The following is a 22,240-nucleotide window of genomic DNA, read 5'->3' on the forward strand; positions in this document are numbered from 1 at the left end:
TTTACATAAATAAAGGTGAATTTGAAGGAAAGGAAAAATACTATTAAGGAGGCTATACAATGACTCAATACAATAATCCCTATTATAACTACAGAACATATCCACAAATGTACCAGCCGTATAGCGGCAAAGAAGATCAGGCAAGTGTTCAAGGCCAGATGACGCAGATGGGACAGATGGGGCAAGCGGGATACCCACAAGCAACTCCCTTCCCTGCTCAGTCTGGTGGTGCTTTTCCTGGTGTTTCCATGCCTGGCGGTGCTATGCCAGGGGCAGTCGCTGGTGCCCAAGTCCCGGGAATGCTCCCAATTGAAGCATCCTATATTGAAAATATCCTTCGCCTGAATAAAGGCAAGCTCGCTACCGTCTATGCGACTTTTGAAAACAACACTGAATGGAATGCTAAAATTTTTCAGGGAATCATCGAAGCCGCTGGAAGAGATCACCTGATACTCAGTGATCCGCAAACAGGAAAGCGAATTTTAATGCCTATGATTTATCTTGATTACGTCACATTCGATGAAGAAATTGAATACGATTATCCATTCGGCGGCGGAGCTGGATTGACTGCTTATCCACCAAGGTAATGAAGCTAAAAGGAGCACGCCAAAACGGCGTGCTCCTTTTCATCTTTGTTGCTTGCAATACAATTTCGAACCTGCGCCTATTACAAGTACTTCACAGCAGCAATCATCAACAATACCCAGGCTGCAAGGAAGGCAACTCCGCCAAGTGGGGTGATTGCTCCAAGAATGCTGATTTTTGTCACACTCAAAACATACAGGCTGCCGGAAAATAACACGATCCCAATCAACATCAGCCAGCCTGACCAGGATAGAAGAGCACTTGCGGGAAGCTTTCCTAAAAGAACTCCAATGATCAAAATTCCGGTTGCATGGAACATCTGATATGTAACGCCTGTTTTCCAGGTTTCTAAATATTTCGGCTCAACCTTGCCTTCAAGCCCATGGGCACCAAATGCTCCAAGCCCAACTGCCAGAAAAGCATTGATGGCTCCAATCAATATAAATAACTTCATCACTTTCACCTCTTAAAATTAGAAATCGAAGAGCGAGTCTCCGTTTGCGTTATCTTCCATCTCCAGCTTCTTAGGCTGCGGAATCATTGGTGACGGTTGATTAACCGGCATCTGCTGCTGAGGAAGGCTTGACTGTGATGAAACAAATTGCTGTGCTGTCTGTGTAAAAGGAGCTACGCCAGGCGTTTCATCAAGGACGAGCTCGCAAAGCGTTTTAATCGAGTGGATCTTTTCCCGCTTTACTGCCTCCGACTCTGCAGATTTCGCCCACTTTATTTCTTCTTCCATTTTCAATAATAATTTTTGCAGTGAAATATTCATCGACTCACCTCCATAGGGTGTTAATATGTATATCCTACGAATCATGTGATGGTTGTACCGTTCCATTCTACAACAATTCACATGTTTTTTCGACTTTAGGATTTATGCCAGGCGCAAGCATTGTTGTTTTGAAACCATCATTGTGAAAAAATCATGTAAGTTCCACGTGGAACATGTCGTTTTTTGCATATAAAAGAGCCCTAGTTCTCGGGGCTCTGACTGTAGACAAACTTCTTTTTTAGTATGGAGGATACACGGGCTGTTGATTTGCGTTCCAAGCGCTTCGCTTTCCGCGGGGCTGGCGGTGAGCCTCCTCGTCGCCGTTGGCGTCTGCGGGGTCTCACCTGTCCAGCTGATCCCGCAGGAGTCTACGCGCCTTCCACTCCAATCAACAGGACTTGCAAAATTTGTATGAGGGTTACAATTGCCCGTTTATATTTGACTTATAAAGAGGGAGTCCCTAACCTTCCAGTTTTTCGATTTGCCAGTCAATCTCCTGTTCTCCCTGTTCCCTCAGCAGTTCATTTACTTTAGAAAATGGCTTGCTGCCGAAGAAGCCTCTTCTTGCCGAGAGCGGGCTTGGATGGACAGACATGATGATTTTATGTTTGTCCTCGTCGATCAATTTTAGTTTACTTTGGGCCGGCTTGCCCCAGAGGATGAATATCACCGGCTTCTCGCGCTCGTTCAACAGGGTAATCACTTTATCGGTAAAATGTTCCCACCCTTTTCCTTTGTGTGAATTGGCTTCCCCTTCTCTTACTGTTAGGACAGTATTTAAAAGAAGCACACCCTGCTCAGCCCATTTTTTTAAATAACCGTTATCTGGAACTTCATAGCCAAGGTCAGCATTCAGCTCCTTAAAGATGTTCCGAAGCGAAGGCGGAATCTTAACACCAGGTTTTACTGAAAAGCTCAAACCATGAGCCTGTCCCTGGCCATGGTAAGGATCCTGTCCGAGAATCACGACCTTGACATCCTCATAATCGGTGAACCTCAAAGCATTAAAGATATCATCTTTTTCCGGAAAGATTGTCCTGGTGCGATATTCTTCTATTAAAAATACCCTCAAATCCAGATAGTATGCTTTTTCAAATTCCTCTGCCAACAGAGACTCCCAGTCATTATTCAATAGTGCCATCGTGACCAGCTCCCTTCATTTCTATCAAAATACCCTTTCTTTTGTGAACAATTCCCAGTAGGTTTAATAAAGCTTAAACCGGTTATATAAATAGTGTAGACGGTGAAGGCTAAAAAAGCTTCCCAAAACTAGTATAGGAAAAAACTTTAAGGAGGAAGATACTATGATGAAAGTAGAAGTAGTAGAAAACGGTGTACAAGCTACAGAAAAAATCAACTCTCTTGAAGCTTCAGGCTTCGGCAAAGAAAACATTTATATTTTTGCGCATGATGAAGACCGCAGTGAGCACTTGACTGATGCTACTGAAACAGGCGGCATGGGCTTCAAGGAGCAAGGGTTCTTTGATTCCATCGGAAATATGTTCAAATCCCGCGGTGATGAGCTTCGCAATAAGTTTGAATCCCTCGGTCTTTCAAAACAAGAGGCTGAGAAGTATGAAATGGAACTGGATAAAGGCCGTCTTGTGCTAGTTGCCTCTGACGAGAAATAATCCACTATGAATGCACAGTCATAACCGATCCATAGAGATCGTTTATATAGAAACCCCCTGCTGATTTGGCAGGGGGTTTGCGCGTGTAAAAATCATTATCCGAAAAACCTCTGATAAATGCTTCGAGCCTGGGCCAAATCCTTTGTTCCATGAATAAGTGCGCGTCCATCCTGGAAAATGACCATTCTGTTGTCATCCATGTCCACTGATACTAGATATGGATTCCCTTTAACCTGATAGCCTAAATCCCTCATTTTTTCAGCTGTTTCCTGCAGGTTAAGCTGCTGCTGTTTTGGCGGCCTGATTTGAACGGTATCACGTCCGCATAGAACTGTCGTCTTGGTCATGTTTTCAACGTCTAAATAAGGGTATTCAGGATGTTCACCACAGCTCAGGCACCCTGGATCCTTTGCCTTGGACATTTTCATGCTGCTGTACTGGTTTCGCCATAAATCAAAGCTGACGAATGAAGTCCGCACCGCATCCCAGTCTTCCACGAGGACTTTCAGTGCTTCCGCTCCCTGATGGGCAATGACCATCTGTACAGCAGGACCGATAATGCCTCCTGTATCACAAGTCATCCCTTGAAGCGGAACAGTTTTTAGCAGACAGTTCAGACATGGCGTTTGACCAGGAATGATGGAAAAACTCATCCCAAAGCTGCCAACGCAGGCACCATAGATCCATGGAATCTTGTTTTTTTGTGAAATATCGTTAATAGCCATCCGCGTTTCAAAATTATCCGTTGCATCGATGATGAGGTCGACTCCATCGACTAGCTGTGCCAATTTTTCAGGAGTAGCGTCGGCAATATGGGCACTGATTTCAACATCAGAGTTGATCGCTCGGAGTCTTTTTTCTGCCGCAGCGGCCTTTGGAAGCTTCTCAGCTACATCTTCCTCTGTATATAATTGCTGTCGCTGCAAATTGCTCGCTTCAACATAATCACGGTCCACAATCGTCAGTCGGCCAACACCTGCCCTGACCAACAGCTCAGCATTGCCTGAACCGAGTGCCCCGGCACCAATCATCAGCACATGCTTGCTGCGGATTTTCTCCTGCCCGGCCTTGCCAATTGGAGGAAACAGCGTTTGACGTGAATATCTTTCTGACATAGTTAGCCCTCCTTGTAAAACAAACGCCCAGATCGCATCGACCTTAAAGTCAACGGATCGGGGCGCTGTAATATCTATAACTGATCAACCGCCAGATACAGGCGGAATGAAGGCGATTGTATCTCCTTCTTTAATGACTTCATCATTTGATGAAAATTCTTCGTTGATTGCTGTCATTGAAGTATCGAGCTTTTGGACGCCGTACTTTTCAGCAACGATTTCTTTTAGCTCGGCAACCGTTTTACCAGCTGCTTCGATTTCAACTGATTCATGGCCTGCTTCATCTCGTAGATGTGCAAAGAATAATATTTTATTCATTGAGATCCTTCTCCTCCGGTTTCCCTGTCGGATATGAGACAGTTTCTAATTGATTGCCGATCCATTCCTCGCCATCTTCCCAATGCTCTTTTTTCCAGATTGGGACGATTTCTTTAATGCGCTCGATTGCATAACGATTTGCTTCATATGCATCGTTGCGGTGTGGCGTGGATACAGCGATCACCACGGCGATATCCGTGATGTCAAGTTTGCCGACGCGGTGCGTAATCGCAACCTCAGCACCATTCCAGCGCTCCTGGATTTCCGTGCCGATTTGCTCCAGCTTTTTCACTGCCATCGGTTCGTATGCTTCATATATAAGGTAAAGGGTTTTTTTGCCCTTTGTCAATTCACGGACAGTGCCAATGAAAGTAGTAATTGCTCCCGCTTCACGCTGGACCACTTTATCAATGACGGATTGAACGTTGATTGGATCTTTCGCTATTTCATAATTCATCAAAATCACCTCAATAAACTGATCCGGATCAGGATTTAATTTTTTTATGGACACTTTTCTCAGGTTCTGTCCCGGTTTTGTCCGTTAAAGCCCTTCTATCGGTCACTTTCTCCGGATTCTGCCACCGGTTTGTCCGTTAGAACCCTTCTATCGGTCACTTTTCTCGGTTTCTGCCACCGGTTTGTCCATTAGAGCCCTTGTATCGGACACTTTTCTCAGTTTCTGCCTCCGGTTTGTCCGTTAGAGCCCTTCTATCGGACACTTCCATCGGTTTCTCTCACCGGTTTGTCCGTTAGAGCCCTTCTATCGGTCACTTTTCTCGGTTTCTGCCTCCGGTTTGTCCGTTAGAGCTCTTCTATCGGTCACTTTTCTCGAATTCTGCCACCGGTTTGTCCGTTAGAACCCTTCTATCGGTCACTTTCACCGGGTTCTGACTCCGATTTGTCCGTTAGAGCCTTTCTATCGGTCACTTCAACCACTCTTTAACTGGTTTTCTTTCTTAAAGGTCTCTCCAAAGTCATCAATATCTTAAAAATAAACCGGCTCTGGATTCTCGACGACTGCATAGCCGCCGATTTTGGCGACTTCGGCTTTGAAGGCTTCAGATTGGATCACGTTCCTTAACCAGATACCCTTTTCGCTTTCGAAAAATGCCTTTGTCATCAGTAAATCGTAGTTTTCATCAGAGACCGGGATGAAGTCAAGGCCCATCGCCCTGGCTGCCGGGAAGATTCCGAGTCCTGCTGCGTTGTCATTTCCCTTTACCTCTGCGGCGACGCTTAGATGCGAGAACATTTCACGGTCATAGCCGTTTACATCGTCTGCACTCAAACCTGCTTCTTTTAACAATAAATCAAACAATATGCGTGTGCCGGCGCCCTTTTGCCTGTTGGCATAATCTGCGCTTTTTTCGGCAATATCGCTGACGTTCTGAATTCCAAGTGGATTGCCTTTTGGAAGCAGCCAGCCCTGGGTTCTTTTTAAAAATGGATATAAGACTGCGTCTTGCCCTGCAAGGAATTTCTTTACGTAGGTAACATTATATTCTTTTGTCTCCGGGTCTAGCAAATGAATGCCCGCTACATGGGCTTCCCCTTTCCTGATTGCCATTAATCCGGCCATGCTGCCAACATGGGAAGAAACAATTTTCATGTCGGTTCGCTGCCTTTTGAGCTGGGAGGACAGCAGGTCAATCGTCAGATCATGGCTGCCGCTGAAGACGATTGCGTTCTTGATCTCTTCGACAGGCCTGTACAGCTCGACCATGACAATGTCTCCTTGTTCATATCCTAGCTCCTCTGGCGGTACGACGAGCAAACCATCCGCACGTACAAGTGACATGGTGACGCCCGCCGCGCGTGTCAGCGGGTTGGCGACAAATTGTCCATCCACATAGCCGATATTCATTCGGACAAAGTCCTCCGCCCCCATCGTGGAGACGATCCTGCGGCCAAGCTTTACCTCGAGCTTTGGCCTTTCTGGTTCTGGTATTCCTAGATATTTACAAACGAGCGGCCTTACAAACCACTCCAGTGCCATGTACGCGGAAACTGGGTAGCCCGGTACACCGACGACTACCTTATCTTTAATTTTCCCGAGTATGACTGGCTTACCCGGCCTTGTTGCGACACCATGGGTAAAAACAGTGCCAAGCTCCTCAAGAATATGAACTGTATAATCCTTTGAACCAGCTGATGACCCGGCGTTGATGACGACAATATCAGATGTCTCCACAGCTTCCAGCAGTGCTTCCCTGATTTTTTCAGGTTCATCCTTCACGATTGGATGCAGGTATGGCTGTCCGCCCCAATCTTCTACATAATTGCTAAAAACCGTTCCATTGAATTCAATGATCCTGCCTGTTGACAGTGAAGAATCCGCGCTTACAAGTTCATTTCCGGTCGGGATGATGGTCACAAGCGGCTTTTTGACGACGGGTACCTCTGTAACCTGCGCCGCAAGGAGTGCCCCGAGGTCAGCTGGACGCAATTGATGTCCCTGTGTGAACAGCATTTCTTCCTGGACGATATCCTCGCCAATCGGACGGATATGCTGCCATGGTGTTGCCGGCTCGATGATTTCAATCGTCTCATCATCGATGACCTGGATGTTTTCCACCATAATCACCGCATTATATTGAGGGGGGATCGCATTCCCGGTATCAACATATTCGAACTGTTCACCCATTTTCAAATGGAGCGGACGCTGTTCATGTGCTTCATAAGTATCCTCGGCGTTCACGGCAATCCCGTCCATCGCGGATGCATGGTAAAAAGGCATTGAAACATTGGCGAAGACAGGTTCAGCAGTAATTCGGCCAAGGGCGCCGGCAGCCGTGATCCACTCTTTTTCCTGAGGCAGGTCGAACGCGGCCAGCACTTCATTCCTGGCTTTTTTGCGCGGCTTGTCCTCAAGATAAATTTTTCGGTTATAGCGTATTTTATCCATGATGCGGCTCCCCCTATCTCGTCAAAATTACTGGAACGTATTCGCCTTGTGAAATTCCTTCTTTTTCAGAAACAATCTCGACTATTCCATCGCTTTTTACCAATGTCGTGATCAGGCCTGACTTGCCAATGATCGGCTCGGCCCACCATTCTCCATCCTTTTCCTCAAGTCTTACCCTGATATAATCGGATCTTCCTGGTGAGGATGCAATATTTTTAACAATCCTGGCAAAAATTCGCTCGGGCTTATGCTCGATCTTTTCACCCTTCAGCCTCCTGAAAACCCGTTCGCCAAACAGCTTGAAGATGATCATTGCGGATGCTGGATGTCCCGGAAGTCCAATGACCGGCTTTCCATCTGCAACAGCGAGGATTGTCGGCTTCCCGGGCTTGATGGAAATTCCATGGACAAAGACGCCTGGATCTCCAAGTGACTGGATGACCTCCGTCGTATAATCCTTCGTGCCGACTGAGCTTCCTCCTGATAAAATCAAGCAGTCAGCCTGTTCATACAAATCGCGGGCTTTTTGGGCGAATTCCTGGTAATCATCACGGGTGATTCCGCCGTATATAAATTCGATATCCCACTCATTGACCAGTCCCTTGACGGTCAAGTAATTGATATCACGAATCTGGCCTGTTTCAAGTGTTTTCGTTTCAAAAGGAACGATTTCGTCCCCTGAAGAAAGGTATGCAGCCTTCAGCTTTCGGTAGACTTTAACCTCAGAAACACCAAGTGCCGCCAGTGCTCCAAGCTCCTGCGGCCGCAATCTTGCCCCTTCGGATAAAAGGACTTCCCCTGCCTTGATGTCTTCTCCTTTTCTGATGACATTCTCGCCTGGTGCGATTTGCTTGTACGTATTCAACAGTCCGCCGATTTCCTCGCAATGCTCGATCATCAGCACGCTGTCACTTCCTGGTGGCAGCATTCCGCCTGTCGGTACGTATATTGCCTCGCCCCTGCCTACTGGCTTGACCGCTTCTTCTCCCATATGGACCTCGCCGGCGACATTCAGGAAGCCTGGCATCGATTCAGATGAACCGTATGTGTCACGGGCGATGACGGCATAGCCATCGACGGTCGACCGGTCAAAACCAGGTACATTCTCACCTGCAGTGACATCCTCTGCAAGGATGTAGTGAAGCGCCTCATCAAGAGGACGGATTTCAGTATCCGTGATCTTGCCAATTTTCTCATCAATTAATGCAAAGGTCTCCTCAACCGTTTTCACTTTGAAAAATTGCATGCTGACTTACATCCTTTCTAGCACCTGAAAACTATTCTCCGGATTCCGCCCATTTCTTTGCATCTTCATATTCCTCGGGATGGTTCATATTGAAAAATACCCGATCAAGGCTGCCCTCGAAATAGAGCTGCAGATCTGCCTCATCGAGAAAGCGGACATTCAGTTTTTCAAGCATATGCTTGATCCTCAAATTTCCGTCTTCAATGCATTCCTTAGCTTCTCTTGCTACCCGTTTTTGATATGCCGCAAAAAGCGGATGCTGTCTGCCTTCACTGACCGGTACAACTGCATCGTGGTGTTTAAGCGCTTTTACAAGGCTTGAAGCTAGCTCTGATGATACAAATGGCATGTCACAGGCTACAACGAAATTTTCCTCATAGTCTGATTCCTCTAGTCCCGCATGGATTCCTGCGAGTGGACCAGAACCCGGATACTGGTCTGTTACCATTTTAATATTTAAAAACTGATAGGTTTCAGGATCATTCGTTACTAGAATTATATCATCAAATACGTGCTGTAACTCATCCTTAATTCTCTCAATATTCGTTTTTTCCCGAAATTTCAGGAGAGCCTTGTTCGTTCCCATCCTGCTAGATTTGCCGCCTGATAAAATGATCGCTCCGGCTTTCATCCCACAGCACCTTCTTTTAGTTAGTCTGTTTTGTTTCCCCAGCGGATTTATATCCATGCTCCTGGGCAACAAAGTCCAGGTGGATAGTGTTCAGGTCGAGCATTGCTGGTGTTGGCTTTACAATATATTGTCTTGTATCAATTACTTTTGTATATCCTTTGCATTCTTCACAAATCTGGATTTGTGCCGCAGATTCGCCTTCGATTGTCAGGATCTTCACTGTTTCATGATCGTTATTTCCACAGTGTGAGCAGGCTACGCGGCGGTCATTCCAGTGAGCCGAACAACGCGGGCAGTGCAATACTTTCTTTCCTTCTCCTTCAAGCTGGGCAAGGCGTACAGGTTCTCCGCACACAGGGCAGCCAGCGCCATGGACACCGTGATGAATTTCATCCTGAACCTTAACCGCGGTCAGCTGGAGATATGGACGAAGAACTGTCTCTGCCACGAATTGCGGAATCCAGCCATCCAGATCATTTTCCTCAGCGAAACTAGCAAAATAAATATAGTTGAAAGCAAATGCTTCATCAATCCATCTCTTTGCTGTCTCTTCATCTAGTAGATTTTTTAAAGATTGCATCGAGGTTTCAATCTCTGGTTGATACTTCGATAAAAGAGCACCTATATCCTCTATCCACTGTAAGAATAGGGAAATATCAAAGTCAATTGCCGCTAAAGCAGTGACAGGCACTCCCGCCTCCATTGCCGCTTTATCAAGGTTTGGCCGGACACAGTCAGGATCCAGTGAAGTCTTCCATTGCTCCTGCAACTCTATGATATCTTTCTGCAATTTCTGATATTCTTTTGAGACAACGGACTTTTTCATTGCTGTAGCCCCTCTTTCATTCTAATATTCTAAATTTTGAAGGGAATGGAGCCCGGTCCGGGCAGCCATTCCCTCTATTGATCGTTTTACGCGCCTTTTTTCTTGTTCTTGTCTTTATCAAGGTCAGGGAAATTGCCCTTCTTGACTTCTTCTTCGTACCATTCTGTATAGTGATCCTTTGCCCACTCTGCCGGAACTTCACCCGTGATGACGCCAGTGTACCCTGGTCTTGAATTTTTGTGGATGACACTCAGGTAGATATGCCCGACCACTACTGCAATCGCCAGGCCGAAGCCGACGTTATGAGCTACATATGCCCATTGGACAACTGCTTTCGGGAACAGGTCTGGGAACCACATTGGGAAGCCCGAACCGATGATCAGGATCGCAGTCAGGATCTGGATGATTGAATTTATTTTTTCACCAGCGTTGAAGAAGGTTTGTTTTACATGCTTGAACTTAAAGCCAAATAGTTCTTTAACGAACTCAGTGAAAAACTGTATATCTCTCTTCTTCCAAGTAACAAGTTCTTTTCCCCAGCGCAGGAAGCCCTTAGGATCCATGATCAGCCAGATGAACGTCGGCGTAATGAAGGCAATCGCGAAAATCCTGTGCAGCAGGCGCGCTCCTTCTGGTCCGCCCAATACTGGATAAAGCCAGTCAAACCATTCTGTATACATTGGCAGGGCCGTGATGTACAGTGCAAAGAATGAAATGGCGTTCACAGCATGCGCGATTACAAAGCCTTTCGAAAATCGCTTTACCTTTACACCTGAATACTGCGTATTACTCATGGCTGCCACCCCCATCCTCTTCATGGCCTTTTCCTTCTTTATTGAATAACTTATTGGACACGAAAGCACCTACAAGTGCCATGCTTGTTGCTCCAAGCATCATCTTGCCGATTGGCTGTGCGTAGTCCTTCCAGACCACAGCAGATGTTGGAACTTTTGGTTTTTCAGGAAGTCCATAGACAGAAGGTTTTTCAGCAAGTACGTAAATCGTGTGCGTGCCGCCGACTCCTTCTGGGTTGTAGATCATTGCGTTAGGATACTTATCCTTGATTTCGCTCAGGCGCTTTTCAGCCTTCTTAAGCATTTCTTCTTGTGTCCCAAATTCCATAGCGTCAGTATGGCAGGTAGTGACACAAGCAGGCTGCATGCCTTCTTCAAGACGATCGACGCACATTGTGCATTTCTGTGCCTTCTTGTACTCCTTGCCGTTCTTGTCTTTATATGTTGCCAACTGAACAACATCAAATGGACAGTTCTGAACGCAGTAGCCGCAGCCTACGCATTTATCACTATCTACATTTACAGTTCCAAAATCAGTATAGTGCATGGCTTCTTCAGGGCAAACTTTTACGCAAGCCGCCTCTGAGCAATGGAAGCAAGAGGAATGGCGGAAAAGGTAATCCAAATTGCCTTTAGAATCTTCGTGTTCAATAAATGACAGCACGTTCCAGGTGTTTGCTGTTACATTAGCGTGAGATTGGACGCTGCCCTGGAACTTCTCCGGCTCAGCAGGGAGGTCGTTCCAGTTTTTACAGGCGACCATACATGCACGGCAGCCGTCACATTTAGTCACATCGACGTATTTAGTATATTCCGCCATTAGTCAGCCCTCCTTATATCACAGAGGAAAGCCTTATATTCAGGGATCGTCGTGTTTGCGTCCCCGATATGAGGTGTTAAGCGGTTTGCTGTGTCCCCTGTTGCGTATCCTTTATAGCCAAAGTGCCAAGGCATGCCGACTTGATGAACCTTCTTGCCATTCATCATGTGTGGCTTGAATCGTTTTGTCACCATTGCATAGGCTTTGATATCGCCACGGGCAGAGCTGACAATGATCTTATCTTTGTTCTTGATGCCTTTTTCCTTCGCTAATTCTTCACTCATTTCAATATACATATGGCCTGCCAGTTCGGATAGCCATTCCTGGTTACGTGTCATCGAACCGGACTGCCAGTGCTCAGATACCCTGTAAGTCGTACCGACGATCGGATACTTCTTGCTGTCACCCTTCAGGTTGAAATCGCCTTCGATGATCGCGATAGCAGGGTTGATTTCCTGGCTTGAGAAAGCATTTTTAACCGGGCTTTCATATGGCTCATAATGTTCAGGGAACGGTCCGTCATTCAGTGTTGGTGCATAGACTCCTGCGACACCGCCGTTGATCATGATGAATGGATTCGTTCCGCCTGGATCCGCTGGTGCAACTGTTGGCTTGAAGTCAGGAATGTCATTTCCAGTCCATTTCTTCTGGCTTTCATCCCACCAGATGACTGCTTTCTTGTCGCTCCATGGCTTTCCGCTTGGATCAGCAGATGCACGATTGTAAAGGATCCTGCGGTTTGCAGGCCATGCAAATGCCCAGTTCAGGAAGTTGCCGCCGCCAGTGTCCTTGTTATCACGGTTTTTAGCACGGTTCTTTCCTTCTTCTGGATAGAAGCCTGAATAAATCCAGTTACCTGAACTTGTTGTACCGTCATCCTTAAGGTCGCCAAAGCCCTTCAAAAGCTTGCCTGTAGTAAGGTCATATCCATTGATTTCCTTACATACAAGATCGATATCCGGATGGTGGCCTTCACCATAGTTCCAGTACAGTGCATTAATTGGCTTAGCTGCAGCAGAACTTTCATTCTTATAAAGGCCTTTGATATTCTTGACCAGCATATGGATGATTTCCAAATCTGCCAGAGATTCTCCTTTTGGATCGATTGCCTTCCAGCGATACTGCATCCAGCGTGAAGAGTTGGATACACTGCCCTCTTTTTCATAGGAGCCTGCTGCCGGAAGAAGGAATACTTCTGTGTCGATCTCGGATGGGTCACTGCCAGCTTCCTCTTGCCAGAAAGCAGATGTTTCGGTCTCCCATAGGTCAACTGCAACCATCCATTTAAGGTTGGACAGTGCTTCTTTTTCCTTGCCTGCATTCGGGCCGCCGACTACAGGGTTTGTTCCAAATAAGAACGCACCTTCCAGTTCGCCTTTATACATAGCGTTGAACAAATTGATATGAGAGTAGTTCTTGTTTCCTTTTGGAAGGTACTGATAACCAAATTCGTTAGCTTTGGTAGCATTCGGGCCATACCAGGCCTTCAGCAAACTGACAAGGAACTTAGGTTTGTTTCTCCAGTAGCCGCCAGAAGGTGTTTCTTTAGTATTGTAGCCTTCTAATGTTGCATGCTCAGGGATGGCAGTTGGTGTTCCAACATACCCTGGAAGCAGGTGATATAAAAGAGCAAAGTCAGTTGAGCCTTGTACATTGGACTCGCCGCGCATTGCGTTGATTCCGCCACCAGGCAAGCCGATGTTGCCAAGCAGCAACTGGATGATTCCGAAGGCACGGACGTTTTGTGTTCCAACAGTATGCTGAGTTGTGCCCATTGCATACATGATCGTACCCGATTTTCCTATCTTGCTTGTTGAACAAAAAGTTTCACAAACCTTTAGGTAATCTTCTTTAGGTGTTCCAGTTACTGCAATAACTGAGTCGACATCATAGCGTGAGTAATGTTTTCTCATTAATTGGAATACAGAACGCGGATGCGTCAGGGTTTTGTCCTTTTTCGGATTCCCTTCCTCGTCTGTTTCAAAAGCCCATTTCGTCTTATCATACTTGCGGGTTGCTTTGTCATACCCGCTGAATAAGCCATCATTAAACTCAAAGTCTTTCTTTACAATGAAAGACGCATTCGTATATTCAGCAACATACTCTCTGTGGATCAAGTTATTCTCTAATGCATAGTTGATCATTCCGCCCATGAATGCAATATCTGATCCTGAACGAAGTGAAGCGTAGACGTCAGCCTTTGATGATGTTCTCGTGAAACGAGGATCAACAGAGACGATTTTAGCGCCCTTTTCTTTCGCTTTTGTCAACCATCTAAAAGAGATTGGATGATTCTCGGCAGGGTTCCCGCCCATGATCAATGCACAATCGGTATTTTGCAGATCGCTCCAGTGGTTAGTCATTGCTCCACGTCCTACTGTAGGTGCCAGACCGGCAACCGTAGAACTATGTCATATTCGTGCCTGGTGTTCGAGATATACGACGCCAAGCCCTCTCATCATTTTTGCAAGCAGATATGTCTCTTCATTATCAAGAGCTGCTCCACCTAAGCTCGCGATGGCTTCGGTTTTATTGACAAACATGCCATTTTCTTTTTCAATGAATGTTTTGTCGCGTGTTTCCTTTGTGCGTTTTGCAATTGTTTCATACATCCAGTCCCAGCTTTTCTCTTCCCATTTCTTGCTTCCAGGAGCACGATATAATGGTTTCGTTAAGCGCTTCTCAGATGTGTACACTTGCCTGATTGTTGTACCTTTACTGCAAAGTGTGCCTTCGTTGACTGGGCTATCCGGATCCCCTTCCGTATAAACCACAGTATTGTCTTTTGTGTGTACCAAAATGCCGCATCCTACACCGCAAAATGCGCAAATGGTTGGTGTAACAGTAGCTTTGGCAATCTTGAGTTCTTTCGTTTGTGCGTGGACCTCTTTTTCGTTAAAGCCCAACTCGACAACCGCCAGGGTAGCCGCAGTGGCTCCTGACAGCTTCAAGAACTGCCGGCGATTCAGGTTGATTTCAACCATTTCTCTCTCTCCTTCCCATTAGTTGCTTAGAACATCCCTAATCCCACAGGTGGTGTCAATTTAGTACTTGCTGGGCTTCCCCCCTTTCAAGTAAATCCTCAGAGGCAGCCGGCGGGTTTAAATCATCATTAATCCTTTTGGCAGATGTATAGACAGTCGCCATTTTCCCACGCAAGTAGCCAACGACTTCAATGTTCAGGAATCGGGCTAGCTGAATGGCCTGCTTTGTAGCCGCAGTGCGGGAGCCAATGACGGCAAAACCAAATTTAGCAGCTTTTGACAGCATTTCATATGAAACCCTGCCGGTCGTCAAAAGGACGAGCCGGTCAGGCTGTAAACGCTTTCGGATTGCGTAGCCGATAATCTTGTCGACAGCATTATGCCTGCCGATATCTTCCCGGACTTCAATGCTGCCATCCTCAAGGATGATACAGGCGCCATGCATGCCGCCCGTTTCCAGGTACAGCGGCGAATTCTGCGCAAACTCTGCGCGTTTTTTTAACAAATATGTCAGCGAATAGGTTTCATCGGAACTCACTTTATTGAACTTTTTGACATCAGTCATCGAAAAGAAAGTCACTCCCCGGCCGCAGCCCGCTGTATAATGCTTCTTTTTTGAAAACATCTGCTCAGGATCAAAGGAATTACATAATGCCACATTCAATGTTCCGGTCTTTTCGCTAAATTGAACACTGACAACATCCTCCGGTCCGTCAATCAAACCTTCTGAAAAAAGGTAACCATATACCCAGTCTTCCAAATCCTGATTTGTCAGCTGGAATACCGCAATCTCATATCCATTCAGCTTCAGGCTGATGGGATATTCTTCAGGACAGCCTTTCTTGATCATGTTCTTCACCCCTTATCTGGTAATTCATCTCCGGGCTCCGCTGCAACTATCGACTTCTTTCCGGCCATCAATGGTGCGATGGGATTGAAAGACTGGCTTAAACTTGCAAGCTGCTAAAACTCTATATTCGGCTCAAATCACGAACCTTATATTAAAAAAACATTCCACTATGCAAAAAGGGATAATACCCCTATGCCTTTAATGTACTGGAAATTACATGGTTGTAACCGTTTCAATTGTTACAATAATATAGATGAAAATTGTCTAATTCTTTACAAATCCTTAAGTTGAGATTTTCCACTTACGAAAAATCTATTAGTGGGTCAATTTTCACAATACCCATCCTAAATGAATTTATTTTTTCCCTCAGTAACTTTCATCACGCCAAAGTCCTAATGCCACAAAATCGTCAAAAGTTAATATTATCCATACGAACATCCTTCAAATCAATTCTTTGTCTAAATCTATAGAATTGGTATAATCATAAGAAAGTGATGAAGCTGACATGCCTTGTGCTGATAAGGCAGTCGCTATTCTTATAATGGAGGTAGTATAGATGAGTTTGAAAAAGGTGTTAACAATCGCAGGTTCAGATACAAGCGGCGGCGCTGGCATCCAGGCTGACCTTAAAACCTTTCAGGAGCTAGGCGTTTATGGAATGACTGCTCTAACTACGGTCGTGACTATGGACCCTAAAAATCACTGGCACCATGAAGTATTCCCACAGCCAGTTGAGCTCGTCGAAAAGCAGCTTGAAACGATTCTTTCCGTTGGAATAGATGCAATGAAAACAGGTATGCTCGGAACGGTTGAGATCATCGAGCTATCTGCACGCAAAATTGATGAGCATAAATTGGACAGAGTGGTAATCGACCCTGTAATGGTATGTAAAGGGGAAGATGAAGTCTTGATGCCTGAAAACACAGATGCCATGAGAGAACTGCTATTGCCAAGAGCAACAGTCGTCACACCGAACCTGTTCGAAGCATGGCAGCTGGCACAAACCGGACCAATTCGTACAATCGATGACATGAAGGAAGCAGCGGCGAAAATCCATGATCTAGGCGCGAAGAACGTCATGATCAAGGGCGGAAACAAGCTGAACCATGAAAAGGCTGTAGACCTTCTTTATGATGGAAAGGACTTCACTCTTTTCGAATCTGAAAAAGTCCAAACAAGCTATACGCACGGCGCAGGCTGCACATTCGCTTCCGCCATCACTGCACAGCTGGCAAAAGGCAAAACAGTCCCTGAAGCATTGGAAGTGGCTAAAGGCTTCATCACCGAAGCTATCAAGCACGGCTTCAGGCTGAACGAATACGTAGGCCCAACCGCTCACCTGGCGTACAACAAATACGCAGGCGGCAACCGCGGAGAATAAATGAAAAACAAAAAGGATGGCGGCCGCCATCCTTTTTATTATGGAAACATTTATTTATATCTTCCGATTAATCCGAAGCACCCGATCTGCCATATAACTATGAAAGAACCATTCTCCAGAAGCGATCAATACTGAGGCAAAAAGAGCTGCAAAAACAATTCCATCCGTCTGCTCGAACAACATTAATCCAAGTCCCCATATCACGAAAAATGATAGGGCAAGATCAGCAAGTGAAGCGGTAAGATTGCTTGTTTTAGGAAGAATGAACAAGTCACCGGCAAGATAGGAAATCGCTCCAAGTACGAGAGTGATGACAAGAATATCGCCTAACCCTGCAAAACTACCCAATAATAGAAGAAGAACAGCAAATGTCATGATGCCTTTTATCAATATTGCCTTTGCGTGATTCATAAGTTCCCTCCTTTTTCTCCACTATTTCCATTTACATTCCTGATTAAACACTTTATGTAAAATCATCATTTTTGCCCACTTTTTAAATTAGAATTTCTTAATATTTTGTAAAGGTATGAGAAAGAAACCTTACTAAATTCTTTTCAGGCGTACATTTCGCTTTCAGAAGGAATTTTTAGTAATATAGATATTATTGAATTACAACATAGCAGGCCATTCATTCGGCTATCATAAACTGAAAACTTCTAAGCCCGGGAAGGAGGAACAAAGATGGATCCCGTGATTTTATCAGAAGTCCAGGAAGCCCTGGACCGTTTTAAAGAAAGAGAAGTCTATATCCATTTAGAAACAACTAATGGAGCGTACGCATCCCACAACAACGAGTCATTCTTCTCATCAGGCGCGTATATCCGCAATGCGAAGGTAACCTATGAACGCGCGAAGATTACTGGTGAAGGTCCATTTCGGACAGGTTTGAAGATACCTCTTGGCTGGGTGTACGCTGAGGGAATCACACACTTCGAAATTGATGATAAAGGAAGACTGTTGCTTGCCGGTCATGATTTTAACGGAAAGCTTGCCGTCGCCCTTGAGATAAGCGAAACACCGTTCGAATAAGTTATTCAAGGACTGGCTGAAAGGAGAGATTTTTACGATGGAAAAAGAAAGGCATGTACTTGTCGTTTTCCCTCATCCTGATGATGAGGCATTCGGTGTTTCCGGAACAATTGCCTCCCATGTTAACATGGGAACGCCTGTCACATACGCTTGTTTGACACTCGGACAGATGGGACGGAATATGGGGAATCCCCCGTTCGCAAACCGGGAAAACCTCCCTGCAATACGTAAAAAGGAACTGAAGGACGCAGCGCGCGCGATGGGCATTAATGATTTGCGCATGCTCGGGTTCCGTGACAAGACGATTGAGTTCGAGGATGAGAATATGCTGTCCAATCTCATGTCATCATTGATCACAGAATTGAACCCTTCGCTCGTGATCACCTTCTATCCTGGTTACTCCGTCCACCCGGATCACGAGGCAACCGGTGCAGCTGTAGTGCGAGCAGTTGAAAAAATCCCCGAGGCAGACAGGCCGAAGCTTCATTGCGTCGCGTTCTCACGAAATTGTGTCGAAGAGCTTGGCGAGCCGGATATCGTTTATGATATAAGTGCTGTTGCGGACATCAAGCTTGATGCAATCCGTGCACACCGCTCCCAGACTGAGCTGATGCTTGAAGAAATGGCTGATAAACTGAAGGAAAAGGACCCAAAAACGTTGGCTTGGATTAACAATGAACGCTTCTGGACATATAAGTTTTCCTGATAAAACCCACCTTAATTAGGTGGGTTTTTCATTTTCGTTCATAGACTCCCTCAATCATCAAGCCTTTTACGAACACCACTTCGTTTGAAGATTCACCCTTAATACTCCAAACAGATTCCTTAAATCCAAAAAACTTGCTATTATCTGTTTTGCCAATCAACTTGTCAATCTCAAAGTTTCTTTCCCCATTTAAATAAAACTTCTTATGGGTGTCATAACCGGTATGAAATTCTTTGTTTTTGTAAACCAGACTGCCAGCACCATTAGTTGTATACACATCTAAATTTGCATCATAGATGAAAAGGATACTAACCAATAGCAATGGAGCCAGTATCAGGATTAATCTTTTCTTCTTTTTAAACAAACGACCACTTCCTGCTTCACACTGTTTTTTTAAAAAAAGAGGCTCATAGACAAATTCCACCAAAACCCCATAAAAACCTTTTTGTCGTTCTTTTTTCTTTACCCTTCTTTTTATTTCTTATATCCTTCTTCTACCCATTACTTTAGAGCACTTCATAAATTTGACACATCCTGTTCATATACCTTTCACAAATCCCCACTTGTAATGTGAACTGCATCACACTTTCTACACCTTGTTCCAAGTTACGATGTTAGTGAAATTCATTCAATAAAGGGGGTAATGAAGTCCATGCAAAAAGCTTTAATCAGTTTTATTATTAGCGCTCTGATTGGTCTTGGACTCGGTTACATTGCATTCGATGTTATCGGCGGAAGCAATGGAGCTACTGAAAACGCTTCCAAAGAAGCAGACACTTCTAAACCGCAGAGTGACAACAAACAAGAGGAGAAGGATGACCAGCCTGCTGCTGAAACAGTTTCCGCAGATGAAAACATTTTAACATCCAAGGGCTGCCTTAGCTGCCATTCTGTATCTTCTTTAAATCTCACTGGCGGTGCAACTGGCCCAGATTTATCAAAGGCATTCGAGAATGTTGAAGGAAAGCATGGCAAGCCAATCGATCAGTTCTTAAAAGAGCCTACCTCAGCAGTCATGTCAGGTGTAATTGGCGGCAATCCACTTTCTGAACAAGAAATTTCAGAAGTAGTAAAACTTCTTGAGGAAGCCTCAAAAAAATAAACAAGGTGGTGCAAAGTAGATGAAAAAATGGATTCCAATTGCCACGGGACTCGCTACCGGGCTCCTTGCTGCAACGGTTTTCTTTGCTGATTTTTCTCCTGGAGACCGAAATGAAGCAATAGCGGAAAGCAGCAAAAACAAAACAAATGCGGAAAAAGTATATGTACCTTTTGGTGAAAAGGATGAGTACTACTTATTCGCTTCGGGCGGACACTCAGGACAGATGTTCATTTATGGTGTCCCATCCATGAGGCATATCAGGACCGTACCGGTATTCAGCCCAGATTCAGCAACTGGTTACGGCTTTGATAAACACTCAAAAGAAATGATGGGCGGCTTTACATGGGGCGATCTCCATCACCCGGCATTTTCAGAAACCAATGGTGATTACGACGGTAAATACATGTTTGCGACCGATGTCGGCAACAGCCGTGCGGCAGTCATGAACCTTGAAACGTTTACTGTTAAGGATATCATTGATGTTCCAAATACGAGCGGTCCGCACTGTGCAGCATTCGTTACGGAAAACACTGAATATATGTTCCTGCCAACACGTTTCGCAGTGCCGATTGGAAGAGAGTATGCACCGCTTGACGACTATAGCGAAAAGTACCGCGGCGTCATGTCAGCAGTTACTTTTGACGAGAAAAAGGAAAAATTGAACATTGCCTACCAGGTTGCCCTTCCGCCATGGTCCTATGACCTATCTGATGCAGGGAAAAAGGTATCCAAGGATTGGGCAGTCATGACTACCTATAACACAGAAGAAGCAACGACGAACCTGGAAATCAACGCTTCCCAGGCAGACCGCGACTTTATCGTCCTGTTCAACTGGAAAGAGCTTGAGCAAATGGTCAAGGACGGAAAGTATGACGAAGTAACTGGCCAGAAGATGATCTTCCCTGAAAAGCATAAAGGCGGCATGTACCTGGTGCCTGTAGCCAAATCGCCGCACGGTGTCGATGTAACTCCAGATGGAAAGCACTTTATTGCCTCTGGTAAACTGGCACCATCTATGACTGTATTCTCTTTTGAAAAAGCGTTCAAAGCGATTGAAAACAAAGAATTCGCTGGAGAGCGGAATGGTATTCCAATTATCAAATACGAGTCTGTCATGGAAAAAGAAGTGAACCCAGAAAATGCGCTGGGACCGCTTCATACTCAATTTGATGAGCAAGGCATGGCTTACACAACGATGTTCATCTCATCTGAAATCGTGAAATGGGATCCGAAGACTGGTGAAACTTTGGACCGGGTGCCTGTACAGTACTCACCTGGACATTCTGTTGCAGCTGAGGGAGATACAGTCGCACCTGATGGAAAATACCTCATTGCATTGAACAAAATTGCAAAAGACAGCTATCTATCTGTGGGCCCTTCCCACCCTGAATCCATGCAGCTGATCGACCTGCGCGGCGACAAAATGGAAGTCATCCAGTCTGCCCCGGTCAACCCAGAACCGCACTACGCACAAATGATCAAGGCAGATAAAATCAAAACGATTACCGTTTACCCTAAGGATGAAAAGAACCCTGACGCAGTTTACAGCCAGGAAGAAACCCGCATCGAAAGGAAAGGCAACGAAGTCCATGTCTACGGAATTGCCATGCGTTCAAAATTCATTTTTGATGCAAAAGCGGAACGACCAGATCAAATTGAAGTCAAAAAAGGAGATAAAGTCTTTATCCACCTGACTAATATCGACTTTGACCAGGACATTACCCACGGCTTTGCCATCAATGGCTACGATTTGAATATTGAAGTACAGCCTGGACAGACGAATACAGTGGAATTCACCGCAGATAAAGCAGGGACATTCCCGATTTACTGTACGAACTTCTGCTCAGCACTGCACCAGGAAATGACCGGTTACTTCCTGGTAAAACCGTAATTTCATTGCAAAACTGGTGAAGGGTATCAGCCTCTAAAGTTGATACCCTCACCCCTTTAAATCACTCAAACAGAAAGGTGTGATTCCCTTGGCCGGAAAAAAACTCTCAATCCTTTCCTCTGGATTGATAGCTGGAGCTGCTGTATTGATAGGCTCTTCCTTATTTTTCCCGTGGTGGGGCATGGAGTTTTTTGCTCCTCAATATCCAGAAGGTTTGAATATCATAGTCTATCCAGACAAACTGGAGGGCGAAATCGATATCGTCAATGGGCTCAACCACTATATTGGCATGAAAGGCTTCAGCGAAGAAAACTTTCCAGAACTCACTTACCTTAAGTATTTGATTGGCGGATTAGCCTTACTAACTCTGATCACAGCCGTTCTCAGGAGAAAAAAAGTTCTTTATTTCCTGATTGGATTATTTTCAATTGGCGGTTTATTGGGTGTCTGGGATCTGCGCCGCTGGCTACATGACTTTGGAACGGATTTAAGCCCAACCGCTCCGATAAAAGTAGATCCTTTTGTCCCGCCGATTATTGGTGAGAATACACTCGCAAATTTCATTACTAACAGCTACCTTGGCACTGGTTCTTTTTTAGTATTAGCAGCATTCATCCTGATTCTCATTCCCCTTTGGAAGGATCGTTGACC

The 22,240-nt window shown here is 45.3% G+C and carries 24 protein-coding genes; 8 read left to right on the plus strand and 16 right to left on the minus strand.

What is annotated here, in order from left to right; translation table 11 throughout:
- The first annotated feature begins 59 nt into the window (after positions 1–59).
- On the plus strand, positions 60–587 hold the full coding sequence (gene gerQ / locus CD004_RS21535; protein ID WP_233434902.1) for a spore coat protein GerQ: 528 nt from the start codon (positions 60–62) through the stop codon (positions 585–587).
- Positions 588–667: 80 nt separating this feature from the next.
- Here the strand turns inward: gerQ and CD004_RS21540 are convergent, their stop codons facing one another.
- The 3 genes from CD004_RS21540 to CD004_RS21550 form a co-directional block, all read right to left on the minus strand.
- Positions 668–1,039, minus strand: a complete 372-nt coding sequence (locus CD004_RS21540; protein WP_102264635.1) for a DUF423 domain-containing protein — start codon at positions 1,037–1,039, stop codon at positions 668–670.
- 18 nt (positions 1,040–1,057) lie between these two features.
- Positions 1,058–1,360 (minus strand): YwdI family protein, encoded by a 303-nt coding sequence (locus tag CD004_RS21545; RefSeq protein ID WP_102264636.1) that lies wholly within the window; start codon positions 1,358–1,360, stop codon positions 1,058–1,060.
- A 460-nt stretch (positions 1,361–1,820) separates the two neighbouring features.
- Positions 1,821–2,501: a uracil-DNA glycosylase gene (locus CD004_RS21550; protein ID WP_102264637.1), complete on the minus strand. Its 681-nt coding sequence runs from the start codon at positions 2,499–2,501 to the stop codon at positions 1,821–1,823.
- Positions 2,502–2,664: 163 nt separating this feature from the next.
- On the opposite strand from CD004_RS21550, the gene CD004_RS21555 reads away from it, so the two are divergent.
- Complete coding sequence (locus CD004_RS21555) at positions 2,665–2,991, plus strand: YflT domain-containing protein (RefSeq protein WP_102264638.1); 327 nt, start codon at positions 2,665–2,667, stop codon at positions 2,989–2,991.
- 95 nt (positions 2,992–3,086) lie between these two features.
- On the opposite strand, the gene CD004_RS21560 is transcribed toward CD004_RS21555, so the two are convergent.
- The 11 genes from CD004_RS21560 to fdhD all read right to left on the minus strand — a co-directional run bounded on the left by CD004_RS21560 (position 3,087) and on the right by fdhD (position 15,480).
- Positions 3,087–4,106, minus strand: coding sequence for a thiazole biosynthesis adenylyltransferase ThiF (locus CD004_RS21560; RefSeq protein ID WP_102264639.1), 1,020 nt, complete (start codon positions 4,104–4,106; stop codon positions 3,087–3,089).
- A gap of 84 nt (positions 4,107–4,190) precedes the next feature.
- Entirely contained in the window at positions 4,191–4,424 is a 234-nt protein-coding gene (gene moaD / locus CD004_RS21565; protein WP_102264640.1) for a molybdopterin converting factor subunit 1, read from the minus strand.
- On the minus strand, positions 4,417–4,881 hold the full coding sequence (locus tag CD004_RS21570; protein WP_102264641.1) for a molybdenum cofactor biosynthesis protein MoaE: 465 nt from the start codon (positions 4,879–4,881) through the stop codon (positions 4,417–4,419). Before CD004_RS21570 ends, moaD begins: the two co-directional genes overlap by 8 nt.
- Positions 4,882–5,409: 528 nt before the next feature.
- A complete protein-coding gene (locus tag CD004_RS21575) occupies positions 5,410–7,329 on the minus strand; it encodes a molybdopterin biosynthesis protein (RefSeq protein WP_102264642.1) in 1,920 nt (639 codons plus the stop codon).
- Between the two features lie 13 nt (positions 7,330–7,342).
- Positions 7,343–8,575, minus strand: coding sequence for a molybdopterin molybdotransferase MoeA (locus CD004_RS21580; RefSeq protein ID WP_102264643.1), 1,233 nt, complete (start codon positions 8,573–8,575; stop codon positions 7,343–7,345).
- Between the two features lie 31 nt (positions 8,576–8,606).
- Positions 8,607–9,206 carry a molybdenum cofactor guanylyltransferase gene (gene mobA, locus CD004_RS21585; RefSeq protein WP_102264644.1) on the minus strand — a complete coding sequence of 200 codons (600 nt, stop codon included), beginning with the start codon at positions 9,204–9,206 and terminating at the stop codon, positions 8,607–8,609.
- Positions 9,207–9,222: 16 nt separating this feature from the next.
- Entirely contained in the window at positions 9,223–10,032 is an 810-nt protein-coding gene (locus CD004_RS21590) for a formate dehydrogenase accessory protein FdhE (protein WP_102264645.1), read from the minus strand.
- Positions 10,033–10,118: 86 nt separating this feature from the next.
- Positions 10,119–10,826, minus strand: coding sequence for a formate dehydrogenase subunit gamma (locus CD004_RS21595; protein WP_102264646.1), 708 nt, complete (start codon positions 10,824–10,826; stop codon positions 10,119–10,121).
- Complete coding sequence (locus CD004_RS21600) at positions 10,819–11,646, minus strand: 4Fe-4S dicluster domain-containing protein (protein ID WP_102264647.1); 828 nt, start codon at positions 11,644–11,646, stop codon at positions 10,819–10,821. Before CD004_RS21600 ends, CD004_RS21595 begins: the two co-directional genes overlap by 8 nt.
- Positions 11,646–14,621 (minus strand): formate dehydrogenase-N subunit alpha, encoded by a 2,976-nt coding sequence (fdnG, locus tag CD004_RS21605; protein ID WP_102265203.1) that lies wholly within the window; start codon positions 14,619–14,621, stop codon positions 11,646–11,648. The genes CD004_RS21600 and fdnG overlap by 1 nt, the downstream gene beginning before the upstream one ends.
- A 64-nt stretch (positions 14,622–14,685) precedes the next feature.
- Positions 14,686–15,480, minus strand: coding sequence for a formate dehydrogenase accessory sulfurtransferase FdhD (fdhD, locus tag CD004_RS21610; RefSeq protein WP_102264648.1), 795 nt, complete (start codon positions 15,478–15,480; stop codon positions 14,686–14,688).
- A gap of 556 nt (positions 15,481–16,036) precedes the next feature.
- Here fdhD and pdxK point away from each other — a divergent pair.
- Positions 16,037–16,861, plus strand: coding sequence for a pyridoxine/pyridoxal/pyridoxamine kinase (gene pdxK / locus CD004_RS21615; RefSeq protein WP_102264649.1), 825 nt, complete (start codon positions 16,037–16,039; stop codon positions 16,859–16,861).
- Positions 16,862–16,915: 54 nt separating this feature from the next.
- On the opposite strand, the gene CD004_RS21620 is transcribed toward pdxK, so the two are convergent.
- On the minus strand, positions 16,916–17,272 hold the full coding sequence (locus tag CD004_RS21620; protein WP_102264650.1) for a DUF2512 family protein: 357 nt from the start codon (positions 17,270–17,272) through the stop codon (positions 16,916–16,918).
- Positions 17,273–17,542: 270 nt separating this feature from the next.
- Here CD004_RS21620 and CD004_RS21625 point away from each other — a divergent pair, with 270 nt between their 5' ends.
- Together CD004_RS21625 and bshB2 are read left to right on the plus strand one after the other, a co-directional pair.
- Positions 17,543–17,890, plus strand: a complete 348-nt coding sequence (locus tag CD004_RS21625; RefSeq protein WP_102264651.1) for a YojF family protein — start codon at positions 17,543–17,545, stop codon at positions 17,888–17,890.
- A gap of 37 nt (positions 17,891–17,927) precedes the next feature.
- Entirely contained in the window at positions 17,928–18,596 is a 669-nt protein-coding gene (gene bshB2 / locus CD004_RS21630; RefSeq protein ID WP_102264652.1) for a bacillithiol biosynthesis deacetylase BshB2, read from the plus strand.
- Between the two features lie 28 nt (positions 18,597–18,624).
- Here bshB2 and CD004_RS21635 read toward each other — a convergent pair whose 3' ends face one another.
- Entirely contained in the window at positions 18,625–19,020 is a 396-nt protein-coding gene (locus CD004_RS21635; protein ID WP_102264653.1) for a hypothetical protein, read from the minus strand.
- A 228-nt stretch (positions 19,021–19,248) separates the two neighbouring features.
- On the opposite strand from CD004_RS21635, the gene CD004_RS21640 reads away from it, so the two are divergent.
- The 3 genes from CD004_RS21640 (at position 19,249) to CD004_RS21650 (ending at position 22,238) form a co-directional block, all read left to right on the plus strand.
- Positions 19,249–19,698, plus strand: a complete 450-nt coding sequence (locus CD004_RS21640; RefSeq protein WP_102264654.1) for a cytochrome C — start codon at positions 19,249–19,251, stop codon at positions 19,696–19,698.
- A 19-nt stretch (positions 19,699–19,717) separates the two neighbouring features.
- The gene (gene nosZ, locus CD004_RS21645) at positions 19,718–21,589 is read left to right on the plus strand and encodes a Sec-dependent nitrous-oxide reductase (protein WP_102264655.1); all 1,872 of its coding nucleotides are present in this window, start codon (positions 19,718–19,720) and stop codon (positions 21,587–21,589) included.
- 88 nt (positions 21,590–21,677) lie between these two features.
- On the plus strand, positions 21,678–22,238 hold the full coding sequence (locus CD004_RS21650; RefSeq protein ID WP_102264656.1) for a hypothetical protein: 561 nt from the start codon (positions 21,678–21,680) through the stop codon (positions 22,236–22,238).
- Positions 22,239–22,240: the final 2 nt, after the last annotated feature.

The organism is Mesobacillus jeotgali (assembly GCF_002874535.1).
Taxonomy (GTDB): Bacteria; Bacillota; Bacilli; order Bacillales; family Cytobacillaceae; genus Mesobacillus; species Mesobacillus jeotgali.